Origin of the sequence: uncultured Cellulomonas sp. (genome assembly GCF_947494015.1) — a bacterium.
Taxonomy (GTDB): domain Bacteria; phylum Actinomycetota; class Actinomycetes; order Actinomycetales; family Cellulomonadaceae; genus Pengzhenrongella.
The window spans coordinates 116,923-134,792 of record NZ_CANLTL010000014.1 but is presented as its reverse complement, the minus strand read 5'-3'; the positions used below and the strand labels follow the sequence as shown (position 1 = coordinate 134,792).

15 protein-coding genes are annotated in these 17,870 nt (G+C 76.1%); 7 read left to right on the top strand and 8 right to left on the bottom strand.

Annotated elements, in window-relative coordinates:
* Positions 1–590: 590 nt before the first annotated feature.
* On the bottom strand, positions 591–2,336 hold the full coding sequence (locus tag Q0840_RS15410; protein WP_298460909.1) for a GAF domain-containing sensor histidine kinase: 1,746 nt from the start codon (positions 2,334–2,336) through the stop codon (positions 591–593).
* Between the two features lie 137 nt (positions 2,337–2,473).
* Between Q0840_RS15410 and Q0840_RS15405 the strand changes: the two genes are divergently transcribed.
* Complete coding sequence (locus tag Q0840_RS15405) at positions 2,474–2,941, top strand: hypothetical protein (protein ID WP_298460907.1); 468 nt, start codon at positions 2,474–2,476, stop codon at positions 2,939–2,941.
* Complete coding sequence (locus Q0840_RS15400) at positions 2,938–3,366, top strand: pyridoxamine 5'-phosphate oxidase family protein (RefSeq protein WP_298460905.1); 429 nt, start codon at positions 2,938–2,940, stop codon at positions 3,364–3,366. Before Q0840_RS15405 ends, Q0840_RS15400 begins: the two co-directional genes overlap by 4 nt.
* Before the next feature lie 10 nt (positions 3,367–3,376).
* On the opposite strand, the gene Q0840_RS15395 is transcribed toward Q0840_RS15400, so the two are convergent.
* From Q0840_RS15395 to Q0840_RS15370, 6 genes are all read right to left on the bottom strand, one after another.
* Positions 3,377–3,883 (bottom strand): DUF427 domain-containing protein, encoded by a 507-nt coding sequence (locus tag Q0840_RS15395; RefSeq protein ID WP_298460916.1) that lies wholly within the window; start codon positions 3,881–3,883, stop codon positions 3,377–3,379.
* 136 nt (positions 3,884–4,019) lie between these two features.
* Positions 4,020–4,811, bottom strand: coding sequence for an ABC transporter permease (locus Q0840_RS15390; protein ID WP_298460903.1), 792 nt, complete (start codon positions 4,809–4,811; stop codon positions 4,020–4,022).
* Complete coding sequence (locus tag Q0840_RS15385; RefSeq protein WP_298460902.1) at positions 4,808–5,641, bottom strand: ABC transporter ATP-binding protein; 834 nt, start codon at positions 5,639–5,641, stop codon at positions 4,808–4,810. The genes Q0840_RS15390 and Q0840_RS15385 overlap by 4 nt, the downstream gene beginning before the upstream one ends.
* Positions 5,638–6,252 carry a TetR/AcrR family transcriptional regulator gene (locus Q0840_RS15380; RefSeq protein WP_298460901.1) on the bottom strand — a complete coding sequence of 205 codons (615 nt, stop codon included), beginning with the start codon at positions 6,250–6,252 and terminating at the stop codon, positions 5,638–5,640. The genes Q0840_RS15385 and Q0840_RS15380 overlap by 4 nt, the downstream gene beginning before the upstream one ends.
* A 17-nt stretch (positions 6,253–6,269) precedes the next feature.
* Entirely contained in the window at positions 6,270–8,078 is a 1,809-nt protein-coding gene (locus tag Q0840_RS15375) for an urea amidolyase family protein (RefSeq protein ID WP_298460900.1), read from the bottom strand.
* Positions 8,075–8,854 (bottom strand): LamB/YcsF family protein, encoded by a 780-nt coding sequence (locus Q0840_RS15370; protein ID WP_298460915.1) that lies wholly within the window; start codon positions 8,852–8,854, stop codon positions 8,075–8,077. Before Q0840_RS15370 ends, Q0840_RS15375 begins: the two co-directional genes overlap by 4 nt.
* A 125-nt stretch (positions 8,855–8,979) precedes the next feature.
* Here Q0840_RS15370 and Q0840_RS15365 point away from each other — a divergent pair, with 125 nt between their 5' ends.
* The 5 genes from Q0840_RS15365 (at position 8,980) to Q0840_RS15345 (ending at position 15,556) form a co-directional block, all read left to right on the top strand.
* Positions 8,980–9,843 (top strand): potassium channel family protein, encoded by an 864-nt coding sequence (locus Q0840_RS15365; protein WP_298460899.1) that lies wholly within the window; start codon positions 8,980–8,982, stop codon positions 9,841–9,843.
* A 78-nt stretch (positions 9,844–9,921) separates the two neighbouring features.
* Positions 9,922–10,416: a pyridoxamine 5'-phosphate oxidase family protein gene (locus Q0840_RS15360; protein WP_298460898.1), complete on the top strand. Its 495-nt coding sequence runs from the start codon at positions 9,922–9,924 to the stop codon at positions 10,414–10,416.
* A 30-nt stretch (positions 10,417–10,446) separates the two neighbouring features.
* On the top strand, positions 10,447–11,832 hold the full coding sequence (locus tag Q0840_RS15355) for a DUF2254 domain-containing protein (protein WP_298460897.1): 1,386 nt from the start codon (positions 10,447–10,449) through the stop codon (positions 11,830–11,832).
* 202 nt (positions 11,833–12,034) lie between these two features.
* Complete coding sequence (locus Q0840_RS15350) at positions 12,035–14,185, top strand: sigma-70 family RNA polymerase sigma factor (RefSeq protein WP_298460896.1); 2,151 nt, start codon at positions 12,035–12,037, stop codon at positions 14,183–14,185.
* A 129-nt stretch (positions 14,186–14,314) separates the two neighbouring features.
* Positions 14,315–15,556 (top strand): glycosyltransferase, encoded by a 1,242-nt coding sequence (locus Q0840_RS15345; RefSeq protein WP_298460895.1) that lies wholly within the window; start codon positions 14,315–14,317, stop codon positions 15,554–15,556.
* Between the two features lie 16 nt (positions 15,557–15,572).
* Here the strand turns inward: Q0840_RS15345 and Q0840_RS15340 are convergent, their stop codons facing one another.
* Positions 15,573–17,825 (bottom strand): bifunctional diguanylate cyclase/phosphodiesterase, encoded by a 2,253-nt coding sequence (locus Q0840_RS15340; protein ID WP_298460894.1) that lies wholly within the window; start codon positions 17,823–17,825, stop codon positions 15,573–15,575.
* Positions 17,826–17,870: the final 45 nt, after the last annotated feature.

The window sequence follows — 17,870 nt, the reverse complement described above, 5'->3', positions numbered from 1 at the left end:
CCGCCGGCCCGTCCACCACCGTCAGGTCCAGACCGGCCAGCACGTCGACCGCGGCCTCCATCGCCGACAACGCCGCACCCACCTGGGGAGAAAAGCACGAAAGGTCGCCCGACGCGGCGTCCCCGGACGGCGTCGGGACGGTATTGTCGACACTCATCGTCCCGCCCCTTTCCACCCGGTTCGGCCACACGCCTCGCTGAATGCGATACGGAAAGTCTACGAGGAGCCACTGACATCCCCCGGTGCGGCCCTGGCGGCTGTGGACGAAATGTCGTCGTGAGCGACTGGGGACGCATTGACGTGCATGCGCTGCTGCGGTCATTCATCCGGTCGCCAGAGCGTGTGGTGCGAAAGTCGGGCACGGGGAGGCAGGCGAGCACGACACGGATGAGTTCCACCGGACCTACACCCTTCTCGCACCGAACGGCGTCACCGATGCGCCCCGCCCGCCGCACAGGAGGACCGTGGCACCTCTCGCCGTGGCGCGGCTCGGCACGAGCCCGCTCGCCGGAGGCCCGGCGAAAGCCCGCCGGACCCCGGCCGCTCCCCGGCCTCCGGCGGTCGACCGAACGACGACCGCCCCGAACCCGTCAGCGCCCCGGCCGAACCGGCAACGGCGCGCACCACTCCAGTCGCGTCCCCCGGCCCTGCGGCGACGGCGCCAGCATGAAGGTCCCGCCGTGGCGGCGGGAGCGGGCGGCCAGGTTCTCCGTGCCCGACCGTCGGTCGCGCGCCGGCGGCAGGCCTGCGCCGTCGTCCTCCACCATGACGGTGACGGTGCCGTCCGGAGCCCGGCCGGTCATCGCGACCGTCACCGCGACCGCCGTCGCCCGCGCATGGCGGGCGGCGTTGGCGAGCCCCTCGCGCACGACCGCGACGACGTCGTCGGCCATGTCGTCCCCCACCCGGTCGTCGAGCGCTCCGGCGTCACCGTCGAGGGACTCCTCGGAGTCGAGGATCCGGCCGTCGACCGTCACGAGCAGCGACGGCGCGAAGCCGAGGCCTGTGCGCGCGAGCGACGCCTCTCGGCGCAGGCGCTCGGCCAACGGCGCCGCAGCGTCGGGGTCGCGCAGCGCGTGCACGATCGACCGGATCTGCTTGACGGTCGAGTCGACGTTGTCCAGCGCGTCCTCGACGATGCCGGTCAGCTCGGACGGGTCGACACCGCGCGCGGCGCGGCGCCGCACCGTCTCGAGCTGCATGCCGGTCGCGAACAGCTGCTGGATGGCCAGGTCGTGCAGATCGCGAGCGATCCGCTCCCGCTCGTCGAGCAGGGCGGCGACGTCGTGGGCGTGCCGGGCCTCGGCGAGCTCGAGGGCCAGCGCCGCCTGCGCGGCGAAGGTCTGGGCGGTCGCGAGGTCCGTCTCGGAGAACGGCGTCGAGCCGATGCGGCGCAGCAGCATCAGCACGCCGACACCACGGCCGTCGGCCAGCAGCGGCGCGTACAGCGCGGGCCCGAACTGCCGCAGCGCAGGGATCCGGACGGCACGGGCCTCGGCCAGGTGCTCGACCAGCAGGCCCCAGCCCGAGGCGAGCGTGCTGCGCGCGCGGCCGTCGGCCGGCATCACCGTCCCCAGCAGCTGCTCGGCTCCGACGCCGTCGACGATCTCCATGACCCAGTCGTCGCCCACGCCCGGCAGCACCAGCGCGGCGGTGTCCGCCGCGGCGACCTCGCGCGAGGAGACGGCGACGTGCGTGAGCACCTCCTCCTCCTCGGCGCCGGACAGCAGCATCGTGGTGATCTCCTGGCCGGCCCGCACCCACTGCTCCCGACGTTCCGTGGCGGCGTAGAGCTGCGCGTTCTGGATCGCGAGGGCCACAGCGGCCGCGAGGGTCTGGACGGTCCGGTCGTCCTCGTCGGTGAAGCCGCCCTTCTTCTCGCACAGGTACAGGTAGCCGTACACGGTGTCGCGCACCTTGACTGCGGCGCCGAGGAAGGACCCCATCGGCGGGTGGCCCGCCGGGAAGCCCAGGAACGCCGGGTGCTTGGTGAGGTCGTCGAGCCGCATGGTGCCCTCGGTCGGGATGGCGCTGAGCACTCCGACGGCGTGCGGTCCCCGTCCCAGCAGCTTCGCCAGCCGCTCGTCGACCCCTGACTGGACGAACGTGGTGCTCTCCCGGCGGCTGTCCAGCACGTTGATCGCCCCGTACCGGGCTCCGGTCAGCGCGGCCGACGCGATGACGAACCGCTGGAGGACGGACGGCAGGTCGAGGTCCGACGCCAGACTCAGGGCTGCCTGGAGCAGGTCGGAGGCGGGGATCGGGCCGCCCTGCTGCCGGGCGACGTGCTGCGTCGTCACGGGGTACCGGGTCACGAGGTCCTCCTCTGCACTCATGAGCACGGTAACCGGCCGCGCCCGAGGGATGTCACCGGGCGACCCGGACGTACCGGGACGTAGGTCCCTCGCCGCCGCCGCCGGCCGGACGGTGCAATGGACCTGGCCAGACAGACGACCACGAGAGGCGGCCGCCGATGTTCACCGTCCACGAGCGCGAGCGCTCGACCCTGCACGACACCGGCACGGCGGTCCAGGTCGTCTACGGCGACCCCGACGACATCCGGATCGAGCTCACCGGCGACCCGGACCGGCGCATCGCCACCGTCGCGGCTGACCTGCTGTGCGCCGCGGTGGCGCAGGCGCGGCGCCGGAACGCCCGGCAGGTGCGCACCGTGCTGGACGCCTCCGCACCCAGCGGCGCCGTGTACCTGGCCGCGCTGCGGGACCGGATCGGCACGGACATCGCCGACATCGCGATGCGCCGGGCGGGCTCGAGCGTGCTGGTCACCCTCACGCTCCTCCCCCTGCCGCGCGTCGCCCGCACGCCCGTCGTCCCCGGCGCCGCGTCGGCGCACGCCGCACGGCGCGCCGGTGGACGGCCGCACGCCCGCCCGGGCGTCGTCCGGCACGCCGCACCGCGCGCGCTGGGGAGGATCCCGTGACCGGGGTGGACGACGACGTCGTGGTCGTGCTGGATCCCGAGGCGTCGTGGGACTTCCTGCGCACCCAGCAGGTGGGACGGCTCGCCTACCACCTGCTCGGTGAGGTGCACATCGTGCCGCTGAACTTCGCGGTGACCGGCGGGCGGATCGTGTTCCGGACCGCACCAGGCAGCAAGCTGCTGGGCATCGTGATGGACCAGGACGTCGCCTTCGAGGCCGACCAGTACGACCTCGACGTCGCCACCAGCGTCGTCGTCCGCGGCGTGGCCAACCTGCTCGCAGACCGCGAGGCGGACGAGGTCCGGGCGCTGCCCGTGCAGTCGTGGCTCCGCACGGACAAGGACGAGGTGGTGGCCATCGACGTGCGGGAGATCTCCGGGCGGACCTTCGTGCTCGACCGGCGCGAGCCCAGCCGCTCGGGCTGACCGCCCGTGGTCACCAGCCGCGCGTGCCCGGCTCGCCCTTGAACGGGCCGACGACCCGCGCCGTGCGCCAGCCGCCGTAGAAGTCGCCGCTCTGCGCGCGCACGACCTCCCCGTCGACCGTGCACCGGGTCATCCGTCCCGGGTACAGCGCGACATGACCCGCCAAGGCCCGGAACGCCGGCGCCGGGTCGGGGTAGGTCCACGCCGCCTGTCGGGCGACCAGTGCGGACCCGTCCGGCCCCTCACCGACCACGTCGAGGTACGTCGCCCGACCCTTGAACTCGCACCACGTCGCGGGGCCGTCGACGGCGCGCAGCGCGCCGGGATCCATGTCGGCCCGCGGCAGGTAGTACGTCGGCGGGTGCGACGTCTCGAGCACCCGCAGCGCCCGGCGCGTGTCGGCGACCACCGTGCCGCCGAGCAGCACCACGACGTGCTCGTCGCTGGGCACCACCGCGGGCGGCCGTGGGTAGTCCCACACCGACTCCTGGCCCGCGGCCGGGGGCGTCGCCGCCAGGCCGCCGGGCGGCGACGTCCGCGGGCGCCAGGGCGCCGACCCGGTGGTGTCCACCCGGCCAGCCTAGGCGGCGGCACCGCACGACGCCGCCTGGTCCCGGACGCCGCCGGACGCCGCCGGACGTCGCCGGACGGCGTCAGCGCACCTCGGCGCGCTGCCACCACCGGACGGTCGCGACGCCGCCCAGCACCGCGACCGGGACCGCCAACGCGAGCTGCAGCCCCGTGACGGCGTCCGCCGCGGTCTGCCCTCCCATCCCCGCCCACAGCCCGGGGGCGGCGTACGGGAACCACCCACCGGCGCCCGCAACGGTGACCAGCTGCGTCACCACGACGACCGCCAGCAGCGCAGCGATGCCGGGCAGGTAGCCGCGCTGCGCGCTGGACACCCACGCGAACGGCAGCCCGAGCAGCACGGTCAGCGCGCCGACCACCACGACCCGCGCCGCGCCGCCGAGCGCGGCGCCGTCGGGCGGACCGAGCCCGACCACCAGGCCGACCGGCACCGCGAGCGCGACCGTGGCGAGGCACAGACCCAGCCCCCAGACGGCGAGCACGACCAGCTTGGCCGCCGCGGTGGTCCCCGGTGGCGTGGGGATCGCCACCAGCGAGCCCCAGGTGCCGTCCACGAACTCACGACCGAATGACCACGACGTGACCAGACCGACGGCCAGCAGCACCGCCACCGACAGGATCTGCGCGACCACACCCAGGTAGGCCGCCCACCCCGTCCCGTGCACCAGGGGTGCGACCTTGGCCGCCATCGTGCTGTCACCGCCGGCCCGCGCCACCGCGAGGAACGCCCCGCTCAGGCCGCAGCAGCCGACGACGACGGCCACGCCCGCCACCCGGGCCGCGGTCGCGCGGCGCAGCTTCAGCGTCTCCACCTCGACCGCAGCCCCGAACGCGCGCGCGCCGTCGGTGGTCATCGCCCGCCGCCGTCCCGGCGCGCGACCCCGACGCCCGCGGCTCCTGGTGCTCCGGCGGCGCCGCCCGCGGCGTCACCGTCCGCGGCCAGCAGCATGGCGAACAGCTGTCGCTCCAGATCCGTGCCGTCCGGCGGCAGACCGCCGACCACCCGGCCACCGTGCAGGACGGTGATCCGGTCGGCCACCCGGGCCAGCTCGTCCAGGTGGTGGCTGGACAGCAGGACGCCCGCACCCTGCTCGACGGCCTCCAGCAGGTGTCGCCGGACGCGCACGACGCCGGCCGGGTCGAGCCCGTTGGTCGGCTCGTCGAGGATCAGCAGCCGCGGCCGGTGGACGACGGCGCACGCGAGCCCGACTCGCTGGCGGTTGCCGAGCGAGAGCGTCCGCACCCGGCGCCGGGCCCAGTGCTCGAGCGCGAGGTCGGCGATCACGCGCTCGCCAGCGGTGGCGGCCTCGTGCCGGTCGAGACCGCGCAGCCGGGCGGCGCAGCGGATCGTCTCGGTCACGGTGAGCTCGGCGTACGCGAACGGCGTCTCGATCAGGTGCCCCACCTGAGCCCACGTGGCCGCCGGTGCGGTGCGGGCGTCGACCGCAGGCCCCGGGACGACCCGCAGCCGGGCCCGTCCACGGTCCGGCCGCAGCATGCCGAGGGCGAGCCGCATGAGGGTCGTCTTGCCGGCCCCGTTCAGCCCGACGAGGGCATGCACCTCCCCCGCGTGCACCGTCAGGTCGACGCCGTCGACGGCGACCTCGTCGCCGAACGCGCGAGCCACTGCGCTCGTGCGCAGCAGGGTCTCGCCCCGGCGGACCCCGGGAGGGCCCGCGGTCACCCCAGCACCGTCCCGCCGGGGCTCACCGGCGGCCGCAGGCCCGTGGGCCTGCCGGTGTCGTCGTCGGCTGAGAGGTGGCCGAGGGCGGTGACCACCCGCGCGCCCAGGGTGTCGCCGGCGTCGTCGGCGCCCCAGTCGAGCAGGGCCGCCAGCAGCGCGCCGAGGCAGGCCGCGGCGGCGACCCGCGCCTCGAGCCGTGCGACGCCGTCCGCGACGAGCGCTGCGACGACCACGTCCTCGGTGCGCTGGTTGTTCTCCCACGCGCGCGCCCGCAGCCCGGGGTGCTCGGCCATGATCCGGATGCGCACCCGGGTCTGCTCGTCGGCGGGCTCCGGCAGACCGGCCCATGCGGCGAGGAACCCGCGACGCACCCGCTCCAGAGCGGGCAGCACCCGGGGCTGGGCCAGGACGGCGTCGGCGATGACCGGGTCGTAGGGGTCGTCCAGCAGGACGGCGTCCTTGGTCGGGAAGTGCCGGAAGAACGTCATGTGCGAGACGCCGGCCGCTCGGGCGATGTCCTCCACGGTCGTCGCGTCGAAGCCGCGCTGCACGAACAGCTCCAGGGCGCACCGCTGCAGGCGGTCCCGAGTGGCCTGGGCGCGTCCCGTCACGGGCGCTATGTTAGCGACTAACGCGATGCGGGCGGAAGGGCTGGCTCCGGGGCCACCAGACGCAGCCGCTCCCCCGGTCGCAGCTGCGCGAGCCGGCCGAGGTCCGCGTCCACGACGACGGCGACCACCGGGTAGCCGCCCGTGACCGGGTGGTCGGCCAGGAACACCACGGGCAGGCCCGACGGCGGCACCTGGACGGCGCCGGCCACCACGCCCTCGCTCGGCAGCTCACCGCCGGGTCCGAGCCGGAGCGGGTCGCCGTCCAGCCGCAGCCCGACCCGGTTGGACCGCGGCGAGACCGTCCAGGTGCCCGCCCGCAGGCGCTGGCGGCCGGCGGCGGTGAGCCGGTCGGCTCGCGGGCCCAGCGCGACCTGGACGTCCACCACGCCGCCACCGTCCCCGGCGCACGCGAGATCCGGCGGGTCGGGCCACGCCGCGACGGCGTCCCCGGGCGGCGGCAGGACGCCGACGACGTCACCGGCGCGCAGCGGCGGCGGTCCCAGCCCGGACAGCACGTCGGTGGAGCGGCTGCCGAGCACACGGTCGGCGCCGAGACCCCCGCGCACGGCGACGTAGCACCGCAGCCCCGCGGGCGGGTCGCCGACCTGCAGCGTCTCGCCGGGGTGCAGCGCGAACGGCGCACCGACCGGGGGCCGCGTGCGCGGCGCACCGTCCACGGTGAGCACGACGAGCGGAGCCGGTGCACCGGTGACCGCGAGCACATGGGCCCCGTGGGCCCGGAGCCGGAGCCCGCCGAGCACGGTCTCCACCACAGCGGCCCCCCGGGGATTGCCCACCAGCCGGTTGGCGGCGGCCGCGGCACGCCGGTCGAGCGCCCCCGATGCGCCGACGCCGAGATCCAGGTGACCGGGACGACCGAGGTCCTCCACGAGCGACAGGGCTCCCGGGTGCACCACCTCCAGCGCCCGGTCCGGGCCGCCCCGGTCCGGGCCGTCCCGGTCCGGGCCGTCCCGGTCCGCGCTGTGCCGGTCCGCGCTGTGCCGGTCCGCGCTGTGCCGGTGCTCGCTTCCCCGGTCGGCGGAGTGCTCGGGTGTCACGACCGGCTTGCCCACGACCGGCCCACCCACGACCGGCTCAGGCCCGCCCCGCGCCCCGGCGCGGCGCCCGCCGAGCACGACGGCGGGGCGCACCGGGCGGAATCTGACCCGGGTCCCGGCCCGGAGCAGGGCGGGCTGCGGGCGGGCCAGGTCCCACAGCACCGCGTCGGTCCGGCCGACGAGCTGCCAGCCGCCCGGCGACGACCGCGGGTACACCGCCGAGTACGGACCGGCCAGGGCGACCGACCCGGCCGGCACCGCGGTGCGGGGGCTGGCGCGGCGCGGGACGTCGAAGGGGGCGCCGTCGGGCTCGAGGTAGGCGAAGCCGGGGGCGAAGCCGACGAACGCCGCCGTCCACAGCCGGTCCCCATGCGCACCGATCACACCGGCGACCGTGGTGCCGAGCAGCGCGGCGACGTCGGGCAGGTCCTCGCCGTCGTAGACGGTGTCCAGCACCACGTCGTCCCCGGGTGCCGCGGGTGCCGCGTCGCCGGACGGGTCGACGACGAGCTCAGCCAGCGCACGCGCGAGCTGGCCGGCCAGCCGGCGGTCCGCCGCGGCCCGCGCGGTCAGGTGCACCAGCACGGTCCGCGCCCCCGGCAGCAGCTCGCCCTGCCCGGGCAGCGGCCGCGCCGCGAGCGTCGCGTGCAGATGACGGGCCTCGGCCCCGTCCGCGCAGTCGACCAGCAGCGCCCGGTCACCCACCCCGTGCACCGCGCGCCGCCGCCCGGCCGGCTCGGCAGCCGCGGGGGCGCCCGGTCGGGTCACACGAAGCTCGCCACACGCACCCCGGCGCGGGTCAACGACTCCCGGACGGCCGCGGCGATCGCGACCGCGCCCGGGGTGTCACCGTGCACGCACACGCTCTCGGCGTCGAGCCGGACGGTGGCTCCCTCGATGCTCGTCACCGCGCCGTCCACGACCATCCGGAGCACCCGGGCGGCGACCGCGGCGGGGTCGTGCAGGACGGCGCCCGGCACACCCCGCGGGACCAGCGTGCCGTCCGCCGCGTACGCGCGGTCCGCGAACGCCTCGGCCACCGTCCGCAGACCCGCGGCGTCCGCCTCCTCGGCGACCACGCTGCCCGGCAGCACGACCAGCGGAAGTCCGGCGTCGACGTCGACCACCGCGCGCACGACCGCCCTGGCCTGCGCCCGGTGGTGGACGATCGCGTTGTACAGGGCACCGTGCGGCTTCACGTACCGCACCCGCGTCCCGGCCGCTGCGGCCAGCGCGGCCAGGGCGCCGATCTGGTGGACGACGTCGTCGGTGAGCTCGTCCGGGGCGACGTCCAGGAAGCGGCGTCCGAAGCCGGCCAGGTCGTGGTAGCCCACGTGCGCGCCCACGTTCACGCCCGACGCCGCCGCCGCCGCGCAGGTGCGGCGCATCGTGGACGGGTCGCCGGCGTGGAAGCCGCACGCCACGTTGGCGCTGGTGACGAGCGGGATCACCGCGGCGTCGTCGCCCATGGTCCACGACCCGAACGACTCCCCGACGTCGCTGTTGAGGTCGATCTGCACGGCGGCTCCCGGGTCGAGCGGCATCGGTGGCGGGACGGGTGGTCGGCATGGGCGGCGGCACGCCTCGGGCGGTGCGGCGACGGGCTGCGCGGCGGCGGCCACGGGCGCCCCGGTCGTCCGGGGCACCGACGCCATGGTAGGCAGGCCGCGTGACCTGGATCTCCACCGCTGCCGGGGCGTTGCTCGTCGTGCTGACGCTTCGTGACATCTTCCACACGCTGCTGCACCCGTCGGGTGAGGGCTTCCTCAGCAAGGTGCTCAGCCGCTCGCTGTGGCGGGTGGCCGCCCGGCTGGGCTCCCGGGCGCGTGACGTGGCCGGGCCGGCGCTGCTGGTCCTGGTGATCGTGGTGTGGACCGTGCTCGTCGTGCTGGGGTGCGCGCTGGTGTACCTGCCGCACATGGACGACGGGTTCGTGTTCTCCGGGTCGATCGTGCCGGCGCGGCGCAATGACCTGCTGGACGCGGTGTACCTGTCGGCCGTGGTGACCGGCACGCTGGGCTTCGGCGACGTGGTGGCCCGTGACGGCTGGCTGCGGATCCTCACCGCCGCGCAGGGCCTGGTGGGGTTCGCCCTGCTGACCGCCGCGCTGTCCTGGGTGATGCAGGCTCAGCAGGTCCTCGGCCGGCGACGCACGCTGGCCCGCTACCTGCAGGCGCACCGTCGTGGCGTGTCCCGGTCGGCGGTTGCGCCGGAGCCGACGTCGCTGGTCCTCGACCGGGTGGCGCATGACCTCGCGGGCGCCCATGTCGACCTCGGCCAGTCTGCCTCGACCTACTACTTCCACGAGCGGGACCCGGGGTCCGCGCTCGCGGTCGCCCTGCCGTACGCGGCCGAGCTGGCGCGGGAGGGACGAGCGTCCGCCGATCCGGACGTCCGCGACAGCGCCGCGGTCCTCGAGGTCGCGCTGGACGACTTCGCCGATCTGCTCGGGACCCGGTTCGTCGCACCCGCACCGCGGGCCGACGTGCTGGACGCCTACCGGCACCATCAGGGGTACGACCGCCTGGACTGAGCGCGCCGCTCCGGCGCGGTCGCGGGAGGCAGGCGCCCGGGAGACGATGCCGTCACACCGACACCGAGGAGCAGACCCATGAGCACGGACACCGGGCACGACGACCCCCACGCGAAGGTGGCAGAGCTGCTGGACGGTCAGCGGCTGGCGATGCTCACCACCCGCGGACCCGACGGGGTGCTGACCAGCCGCCCGATGGCCCTGCAGGAGGTCGAGTTCGACGGGGACCTGTGGTTCTTCGCCGAGCAGGGGTCGCGCAAGCTGGCGCACGTCGCGGCGGACCCGCAGGTCAACGTGGCCGTCGGCTCGGGGTCGACCTGGGTCTCGCTGACCGGCGTCGCGGACGTCGTGCACGACGACGCCAAGAAGCGCGATCTGTGGAACGCCGGGGTCGAGGCGTGGTTCCCGGACGGCCCGGACGCGCCCGAGGTCACCCTGCTGCGCATCGAGGCCCGGTCCGCCGAGTACTGGGACACCCCCGGTGGGCGGGTCGCGAGCCTGCTGAGCTTCGTCAAGGCCAAGGCCACCGGGGAGCGCTACTCCGGCGGGGAGAACGAGCGGGTCGACCTCTAGCCTGTCGGTGGGACCTGGCAGGCTCCTCCCGTGAGCATCCTCGAACGCCTGCGGGAGCGGTTCTGGTTCATCCCGGCGGTGCTGTGCCTGGCCGCCGTCGTGCTCGCCGAGGCCCTGGTGACCATCGACGAGCGGATGGGCACCCTCGACGTGCCCGGTTGGCTGGCGACCGTGCTCTACCGGGTGGGTGAGAGCGGCAGCCGGGACATCCTCGGCGCGATCGCGACGTCGAGCCTCGCAGTGGCGGGCACCACCTTCTCGATCACCATGGCGGTGCTCGCGCTGACGTCGTCCACCTACGGCCCGCGCCTCGTCCGCAACTTCATGACCGACCGCGGCAACCAGACGGTCCTGGGCGTCTACGTGTCCACCTTCCTGTACAGCCTGCTGGTGCTGCGCTCGATCCGGGTCCTCGGCGACCCCGGCGCCCAGGACGCCGAGGTCTTCGTCCCGCACCTCGCCGTCAACGCCGCGGTCGTCCTCGCCGTCGCGAACGTCGTCGTGCTCATCTACTTCATCCACCACATCACCGAGTCGATCCAGGTCTCGTCGCTCGCGGGCGGAGTCCGCCGTGACCTGCGCCAGGTGGTGGACCGCATGTATCCCGCCGACGTCGGCCGCGGCCCCGAGTCCGCGCGCGACCACTCGTCGGCTGCCGCGACCGGCCCGCGCGCACGGCTGCCCGAGAGCCTGGGGCGCGAGGGGCGCGCGGTCACGGCGGACCGGCCCGGGTACGTCCAGCACGTCGAGGACGAGCGGCTGCTGGACGCCGCCCGCGACGCCGACGTCGTCGTCGCGCTGCAGGTCCGGCCGGGCGACTACGTGCTCGACGGCACCGTGGTCGCGCTCGTCCACCCACCCGGCCGGGTCGACGACGACGTCATGGCCGCGGTCCGGCACGCCGTCGCCGTGGCCGACGCGCGCACCCCGGTGCAGGACGTCGCGTTCGCCGTCCAGCAGCTCACGGAGATGGCGGTGCGGGCCCTGTCCCCGGGCACCAACGACCCGTACACCGCCGTGAACGCGGTGCACGACCTGACCGCGGGCCTCTCCGTGCTCGCCTCGCGCCGGGTGCCGTCCGCCGACCGCCTCGACGCCGCGGGCGTCCTGCGCGTGCACGCCCCCCGCCCCGAGGCCACCGAGCTCATCGGCACCGTCGTGGACCACATGCGGTGGTACGCCGCGTCGTCACCCGCCGTCATGCACGCCACGCTCGACCTCCTGCGCGACGTCGCCGCGCACGCGCGGTCGGCCGAGCTCCGCGCCGGCTCCGCCGTGCACGTGGCCCTGCTGCGCGACGCCTTCCACGACGCCGGGCACCACGTCCGTGACGTGCGCTCCTTCGACGAGCACGCCGACTCGGTCCTGGACGCGATGCGCTCGGCGAGACCACCCGCCGCCGGCTCGAGCCGCTGACCGGTCGACCCCACAGCCGCCGGGGTCGGGCGGAGCAGAGGGGTGCGTGCCACACTGGCGGCCTGACGGACGGCACACCGCACGCGGACGTGCGACCGGCAGGACGGGCGAGCGGCACGGCAGGCCGGACAGCGGCAGGGACGAGTCAGCGTGGCGCCCGGGGTACCGACCGGTGCCCGGGCGCCGGCATCAGGGGGTCGCCATGGGCGACAGCACGGACCAGGACGTCATCGGGGACGACAGGCTCATCGCCTCCGTCCGCGCAGGCGACTCGGGCGCCTTCGGGGTGCTCTACCAGCGGCACGCTCCGGCCGCCCGCGCCGTCGCCCGTCAGCACACCCGGTCGGCCGCCGACGCGGAGGACACCGTCGCCGATGCCTTCTCCCGGGTGTTCGCCGCCCTGCGCGGCGGTAGCGGACCGGACGTCGCCTTCCGGGCCTACCTGTTCACGGTCGTGCGACGAGCGGCGCAGCAGCGGGTGGCCGGCGCGCGGCGGACCGTGCCGACCGACGACCCGGCGACGCTCGAGGCCGGCACCGACGACGTGCCGTCGACCGAGGAGCCGGTCATGGCCGGTTTCGAACGGGGCGTCGTCCTGCGGGCCTACGCCGCCCTGCCGGAGCGATGGCAGGCCGTGCTCTGGTACACCGAGGTGGAGGGCCTGAGCCCCGCCGACGTGGCGCCCGTGCTGGGGCTGACCGCCAACGGCGTCGCGGCCCTGGCGTACCGGGCCCGCGAGGGTCTGCGTGCGGCGTACCTCGAGCAGCACCTGGCGGCGCCGGTCAGCGAGCAGTGCCGCGAGGTCGACAGCAAGCTCAGCGCCTACGTGCGGGGCTCGCTGCCCGCTCGCGGCGCGCGCCAGGTCGAGTCGCATCTGGCCGACTGCGCGGCCTGCCGGGCCCGGATCCTCGACCTCGGCGACGTCAACCGGGCCATGCGCGCGGTCGTCGGACCGATGGTGGTGGGCGCGACGGCCGTCGCCGCCCTGCACGGGGTCGGTTTCGGCGGGGCCGCCGGAGCGGCAGCAGGTGCCGCCGGCACCGGGGCCGCGGTCGGCGCCGGCGGGGGTGGCGTGACCGGGGCATCCGCCGGGACGGGGGTCGCCGGGACGGGTGCCGCGACGGGCTCGACCGCCCTCAGCGCCACCGCCGGGGCGACGACGGTCGGCGGGGTCGCCGGGGGCAGCGCGGCGGCCGGCGGCGCGATGGCCGGCAGCGCGGCGGTCGGCACCGCGACGGCGGGCGGCGCGGCGATGGGCACCGCGACGGTGGGCGGCGCGGCGATGGGTACCGCGACGGTGGGCGGCGCGACCGCGGTGGGCGGTGCAGCGGTGGGAGGTGCAGCGGCGGCCGCCGGCGCGGGCATGTCCGTCGGCGCGCTGAGCGCCGGCGCGGTCGGGGTCTTGGCTGCGGCGGCCGTCGGCGTGACCGCCGCGGTCGGCTCGGTCTCGGCGCCCCCCGACGACCGTCCGGCGCCCGCGGTGGCGACGCCTGCTCCGGCTCAGACCCCCGGTGGCGCCGGTGGCCGTGAGGCTCTTCCGGGCGCCCCGACGTCGGACGGCACGACAGGGGGCACAGGGAGTCCGTTCGTCAGGGATCCGGCCGGCGTGCCGGGGGCCGGGCCTGCGGACGTGCCCGGCGCGCCGGCGGGCACGTCCCCCGGCACAGACGTCACGGTGCGCACGGACACCAGGGAGACGGTACGCGGGTCCGGAGCACGCGACGCACTGGGCGACGCTCCGGGCCGCGGCGGGGCGGGTGGGGGCTCACCCGCCGCCGGCGGCCCGGACGCCGGCGTCGACGTCCCCGTGGACGGGTCACCTGCTGGCCCTCCCCCGACGAGCGGAGCACCGGGGCTGGTCGATCCTCCGGTGACCGGACCGCCCGGGCTGACCGACCCACCCGGCAACGGCACACCCGGGAACGGCCCGCCCGGCAACGGCTCCCCCGGCAACGGCCCGCCCGGCAACGGCTCGCCCGGGAACGGCGCACCGGGCAACGGGCCCCCCGGCGGCGACGGCCCGCCCGGGCTGACCGACCCGCCGGGGAACGGCGCACCCGGCAACGGGCCCCCCGGCGGCGACGGCCCGCCCGGCGATGGCCCGCCCGGCGATGGCCCGCCCGGGCTGACCGACCCACCCGGCAACGACCGACCCGGGAACGGCACACCCGGCAACGGGCCCCCTGGCGGGAACGGACCTCCGGGTCTCACCGACCCACCCAGCCATGGCCCGCCCGGGAACGACCCACCCGGGGACGGACCGGGCAACGGACCCCCCGGCGTCACCGACCCACCGGGGCACGGCCCCCCGGGTGCCGGACGACCGGGCGGTGGCGGCGGTCCACGGCCCTGAGCCGAGCGTCCGCGTCCACGCAGGGGGTGCTGCTGTTTCACCCCTTCGAGATGCGGGCCCGGTCGTCGACCGCGCACGCACCTGCCTACAGTCCAGGTCGATGTCCCCTACCTGGCCGGAGGCACCTTCGTGCTGCACCACCGCACGCCGTCCGTCGCACCGAGCGCACGTCGCGGCGCCCTGTTCCGCCGCAGGTCGCGTGCCACGCCGGTGTCGGTGGTGCTGGTGGAGCACCGCCTGGCCGAGGACGGCGCCGCCCGCTCGAACATCCGGCTGGCGGACCGGTGGACCGCCGCGGGCGTCGACGTCCGGCTGGTCGCGCTGCAACGGCCGCGCCGTGGCACGACCGGGGCCCCGCTGCCGCCCGGCGTCCGGCCGTTCCACCCCTCGGGAGGCCGTCACCCGCGGCTGCGCTGGGCGCTGGCGTGGGGGCTGGTGCGGCTGGTCCCGCTCGCCCGCCGGGCCGACGTCGTGCTCTCCGGCCGGGAGATCGGGTGGGGTCTGCTGGTCGGGCGCGCGGCTGCGGCGATCGCCCGGCGACCGTTCGTCGTCATGGTCCGCTCCGAACCGCAGGCCGCCCTGGAGCAGTACGTGTCGCGCCGGCTGCGCGGGGTGACGCGCCGGGCGCTGCGTACCGCCGACCGGCTCGTGTGCATCACCCCCGGACTGGTCGAGCCGACCGTGGCGCTCGGGGTGGACCCCGGCCGCGTCGTGGTGGTCCGCAACGGCGTGGACGTCGCCGGCATCCTCGCGTCCGCGACGTCGTCCCCACCGGTCGAGGTCCCCGGCTCCGGACCGCTGGTCGTCGGGGCCGGGCGTCTCGTCCACCAGAAGGGCTTCGACGTGCTCGTGCGGGCGCACGCCGACGTGGTCGCCGCCGGCGTGCCGCACCGGCTGGTGCTCCTCGGCGAGGGGGCGGACCGGGGACAGCTCGAGCAGCTCGCCGCCGACCTCGGGGTCTCCGCGAGCGTGACCATGCCCGGCTTCGTCCCGAACCCGGTCGCGACCGTCGCCGCGGCAGACCTGTACTGCCTGCCCAGCCGCTGGGAGGGCTTCGCCCAGACCGTCGCCGAGGCGCTCGTCGTCGGGACCCCCGTGATCGCGGCGGACTGCGTGTCCGGTCCGCGACTGCTGCTCGGCGACGGTGCCCGTGGCGCCTTGGTGCCGGTGGACGACGCGACGGCGCTCGCCCGCGAGATCCAGCGGCACCTGTCGGATCCGCAGCCCCTGCGCGACAAGGCCGTGCCGGCGCAGAGCTGGGCCGCCGAGAACCTGGACGTGAGCCGCACGGCTCAGGGCGTGCTCGACGTGCTGACCGACGTGGTCGCCGGACGCGCCGGGATGTCGGCCCGCCGCCGCCGGCCCCGGTGACACCCGGTGCCCCGGCTCACGCACCCGCGGCCGCTCCCGCCCACGACCCGGCCGACGTGGTCAGGCGCGGCACCTGGGCGGCCGGCACCGGCCGGCTGAACAGGTAGCCCTGCGCGACGTCGCAGCCCAGCCCGGTCAGCACCTCGAGCTGGGCCGGCGTCTCCACGCCCTCGGCCACGGTGAGCATGCCCAGGGCGTGCGCCATCTCGATCATCGCGCGGACCACGTGCTCGGACCCGGCTGCCTTCCCCAGCGGGGAGATGAACGAGCGGTCGAGCTTGAGCAGGTCCCACGGGAACTGCGCCAGCCGCGACATCGACGACCAGCCGGCGCCGAAGTCGTCCAGCGCGAGCCGCACGCCCAGCGCCCGCAGCTCGGTCAGCGCGTCGAGGGCCCCCGGGTCGACGGCGGCCGTCTCGGTCAGCTCGAGCCAGAGCGTGCCGGCGGGGGCCCCGGATCGGGCGAGGGCCGCCGCGACGGTGGGCGGGAACCGCGGGTCGCGCAGCTGTAGCGGGGACACGTTCACCGCGACCGGCGGCAGGTGACCCAGGACGGTCGCCCACCGCTGCTGCGCGGTCAGGGTCTGGTCGAGAACCGTCTCGAACAGCCGACCCGCGTACCCGGTGGCCTCCACCGCGGGGACGAAGCGGTCCGGCCCGATCAGCCCGCTCGCGGGGTGGTTCCAGCGCGCCAGCGCCTCCAACCCGAACAGGGCGCCGGTCGCGAGCTCGACCTCGGGTTGGAACACGCAGCTGATCTGCCCGCGGTCGAGCGCCGCGGGCAGGTCTCGTTCGATCTGCCGACGCTCCACCACGCGGTCGCGCAGACCCGCGTCGAAGTGGGCCACGCGTCCCCGGCCCAGCCGCTTGGCCTCCAGCAGGGCCGCGTCCGCGCCGTTGAAGACGTCGTCGGTGGCGGCGCCCGGCGCACCCATCGCGAGGCCGACGGACATGGACGGCCGGATCTCGCGGTGCTCGTCCAGCGTCACCGCCGGCGCGACGGCGCCGATGACCCGCCGGGCGAGGGATGCGGCGGCATCCTCGTCGACGTCCGTGAGCACGACCACGAACTCGTCCCCGCTGATCCGGCCCACCACGTCGCCGTCGCGCACCGAGTCCCGGATGCGGCGACCGACCTCCACGATCAGGTCGTCGCCGGCGGCGTGGCCGATGGTGTCGTTGACGGTCTTGAGGTGGTCGATGTCGCACACGAGCAGGGCGACACGGGACGGGTCGGCCGCGTCCACGCCGAGCGCCGCGTCCATGTCCGCGCGCAGCTGGGCGCGGTTGGGCAGGCCGGTGAGGTGGTCGTGGGTGGCCTCGTGGCGCAGCACCCGCTCGGCGTCGCGCCGGTCGGTGAGCTCGCCCACCACCACGGCCAGCAGGAGCGCGGACGAGACGGTCACGGCGAAGAACAGCTGCAGGACGGTCAGCCCGTCGTCGGACGCCGTCGGGACAGGCTGCGCGGCGAACGTGGCCAGAGCGTTGACAGCGAGGGTGAGCAGGAGCGACAACCAGGCGCTCCCGCGCACGCCGAAGCGCAGCGCGGCCCACATGAAGAACGGGACGATGAGGAACACCGGCCGCCCGGACGACTCGGACCACGGCGCGTCGAACACCAGCACCGAGCCGAGCACCGCGCCGGCGCCGAGGGCGATCGCCTCGGTGGCGGACCGCCGGACGCCCCGGCAGCGGGCCGTCAGCAGCACCGGCGCCACGATGAGGACCCCCAGCGCGTCCCCGACGGCGTACTCGGGCCAGACCTCCCACCAGGTGAGGTCGCCCACCAGGACGACGCTCGCGGCCGTCCCGATGGTCGCGCCCACCGCGGGCGCCGCCAGCACCGCGACCGCCAGGAACAGCAGCAGCTGGTGGACCGGGGTGAGCGTGCGACGGCTCCCGATCCTGCGGAACAGCGTGGCCCCGAGCAGCGGCTCGACGCAGTTGGCCAGTCCCCACCCCAGGCTCGCGCCGACGGGATAGCCGTGCGCCAGGTCGCCACCCGTCTCGGCGACGGCGACGGCGGCGAGGACCCAGGGCCACAGGCGCCCGGGCAGCAGCAGCAGCGCGGCGACCGTCAGGCCCGCCGCCGGCCACAGTGCCGCGCCCGTGACGACCGGGTCGCGCAGCAGGAAGACCCCCTGCGCGGCGACGAGGTAGCCGACGAGCACGCTGACGAAGACGACGGCGCCGGCGCCGCGTCGGGTCAGCGCTGTGGCGGGCAACGGCTCGCAGCCGAGCGGCTGCTGAGGCGATCGGAGAGAGGTCACGGGCATCCGATCGGTCGCGCACGGCAGAGAGGTCACCCGTCTATC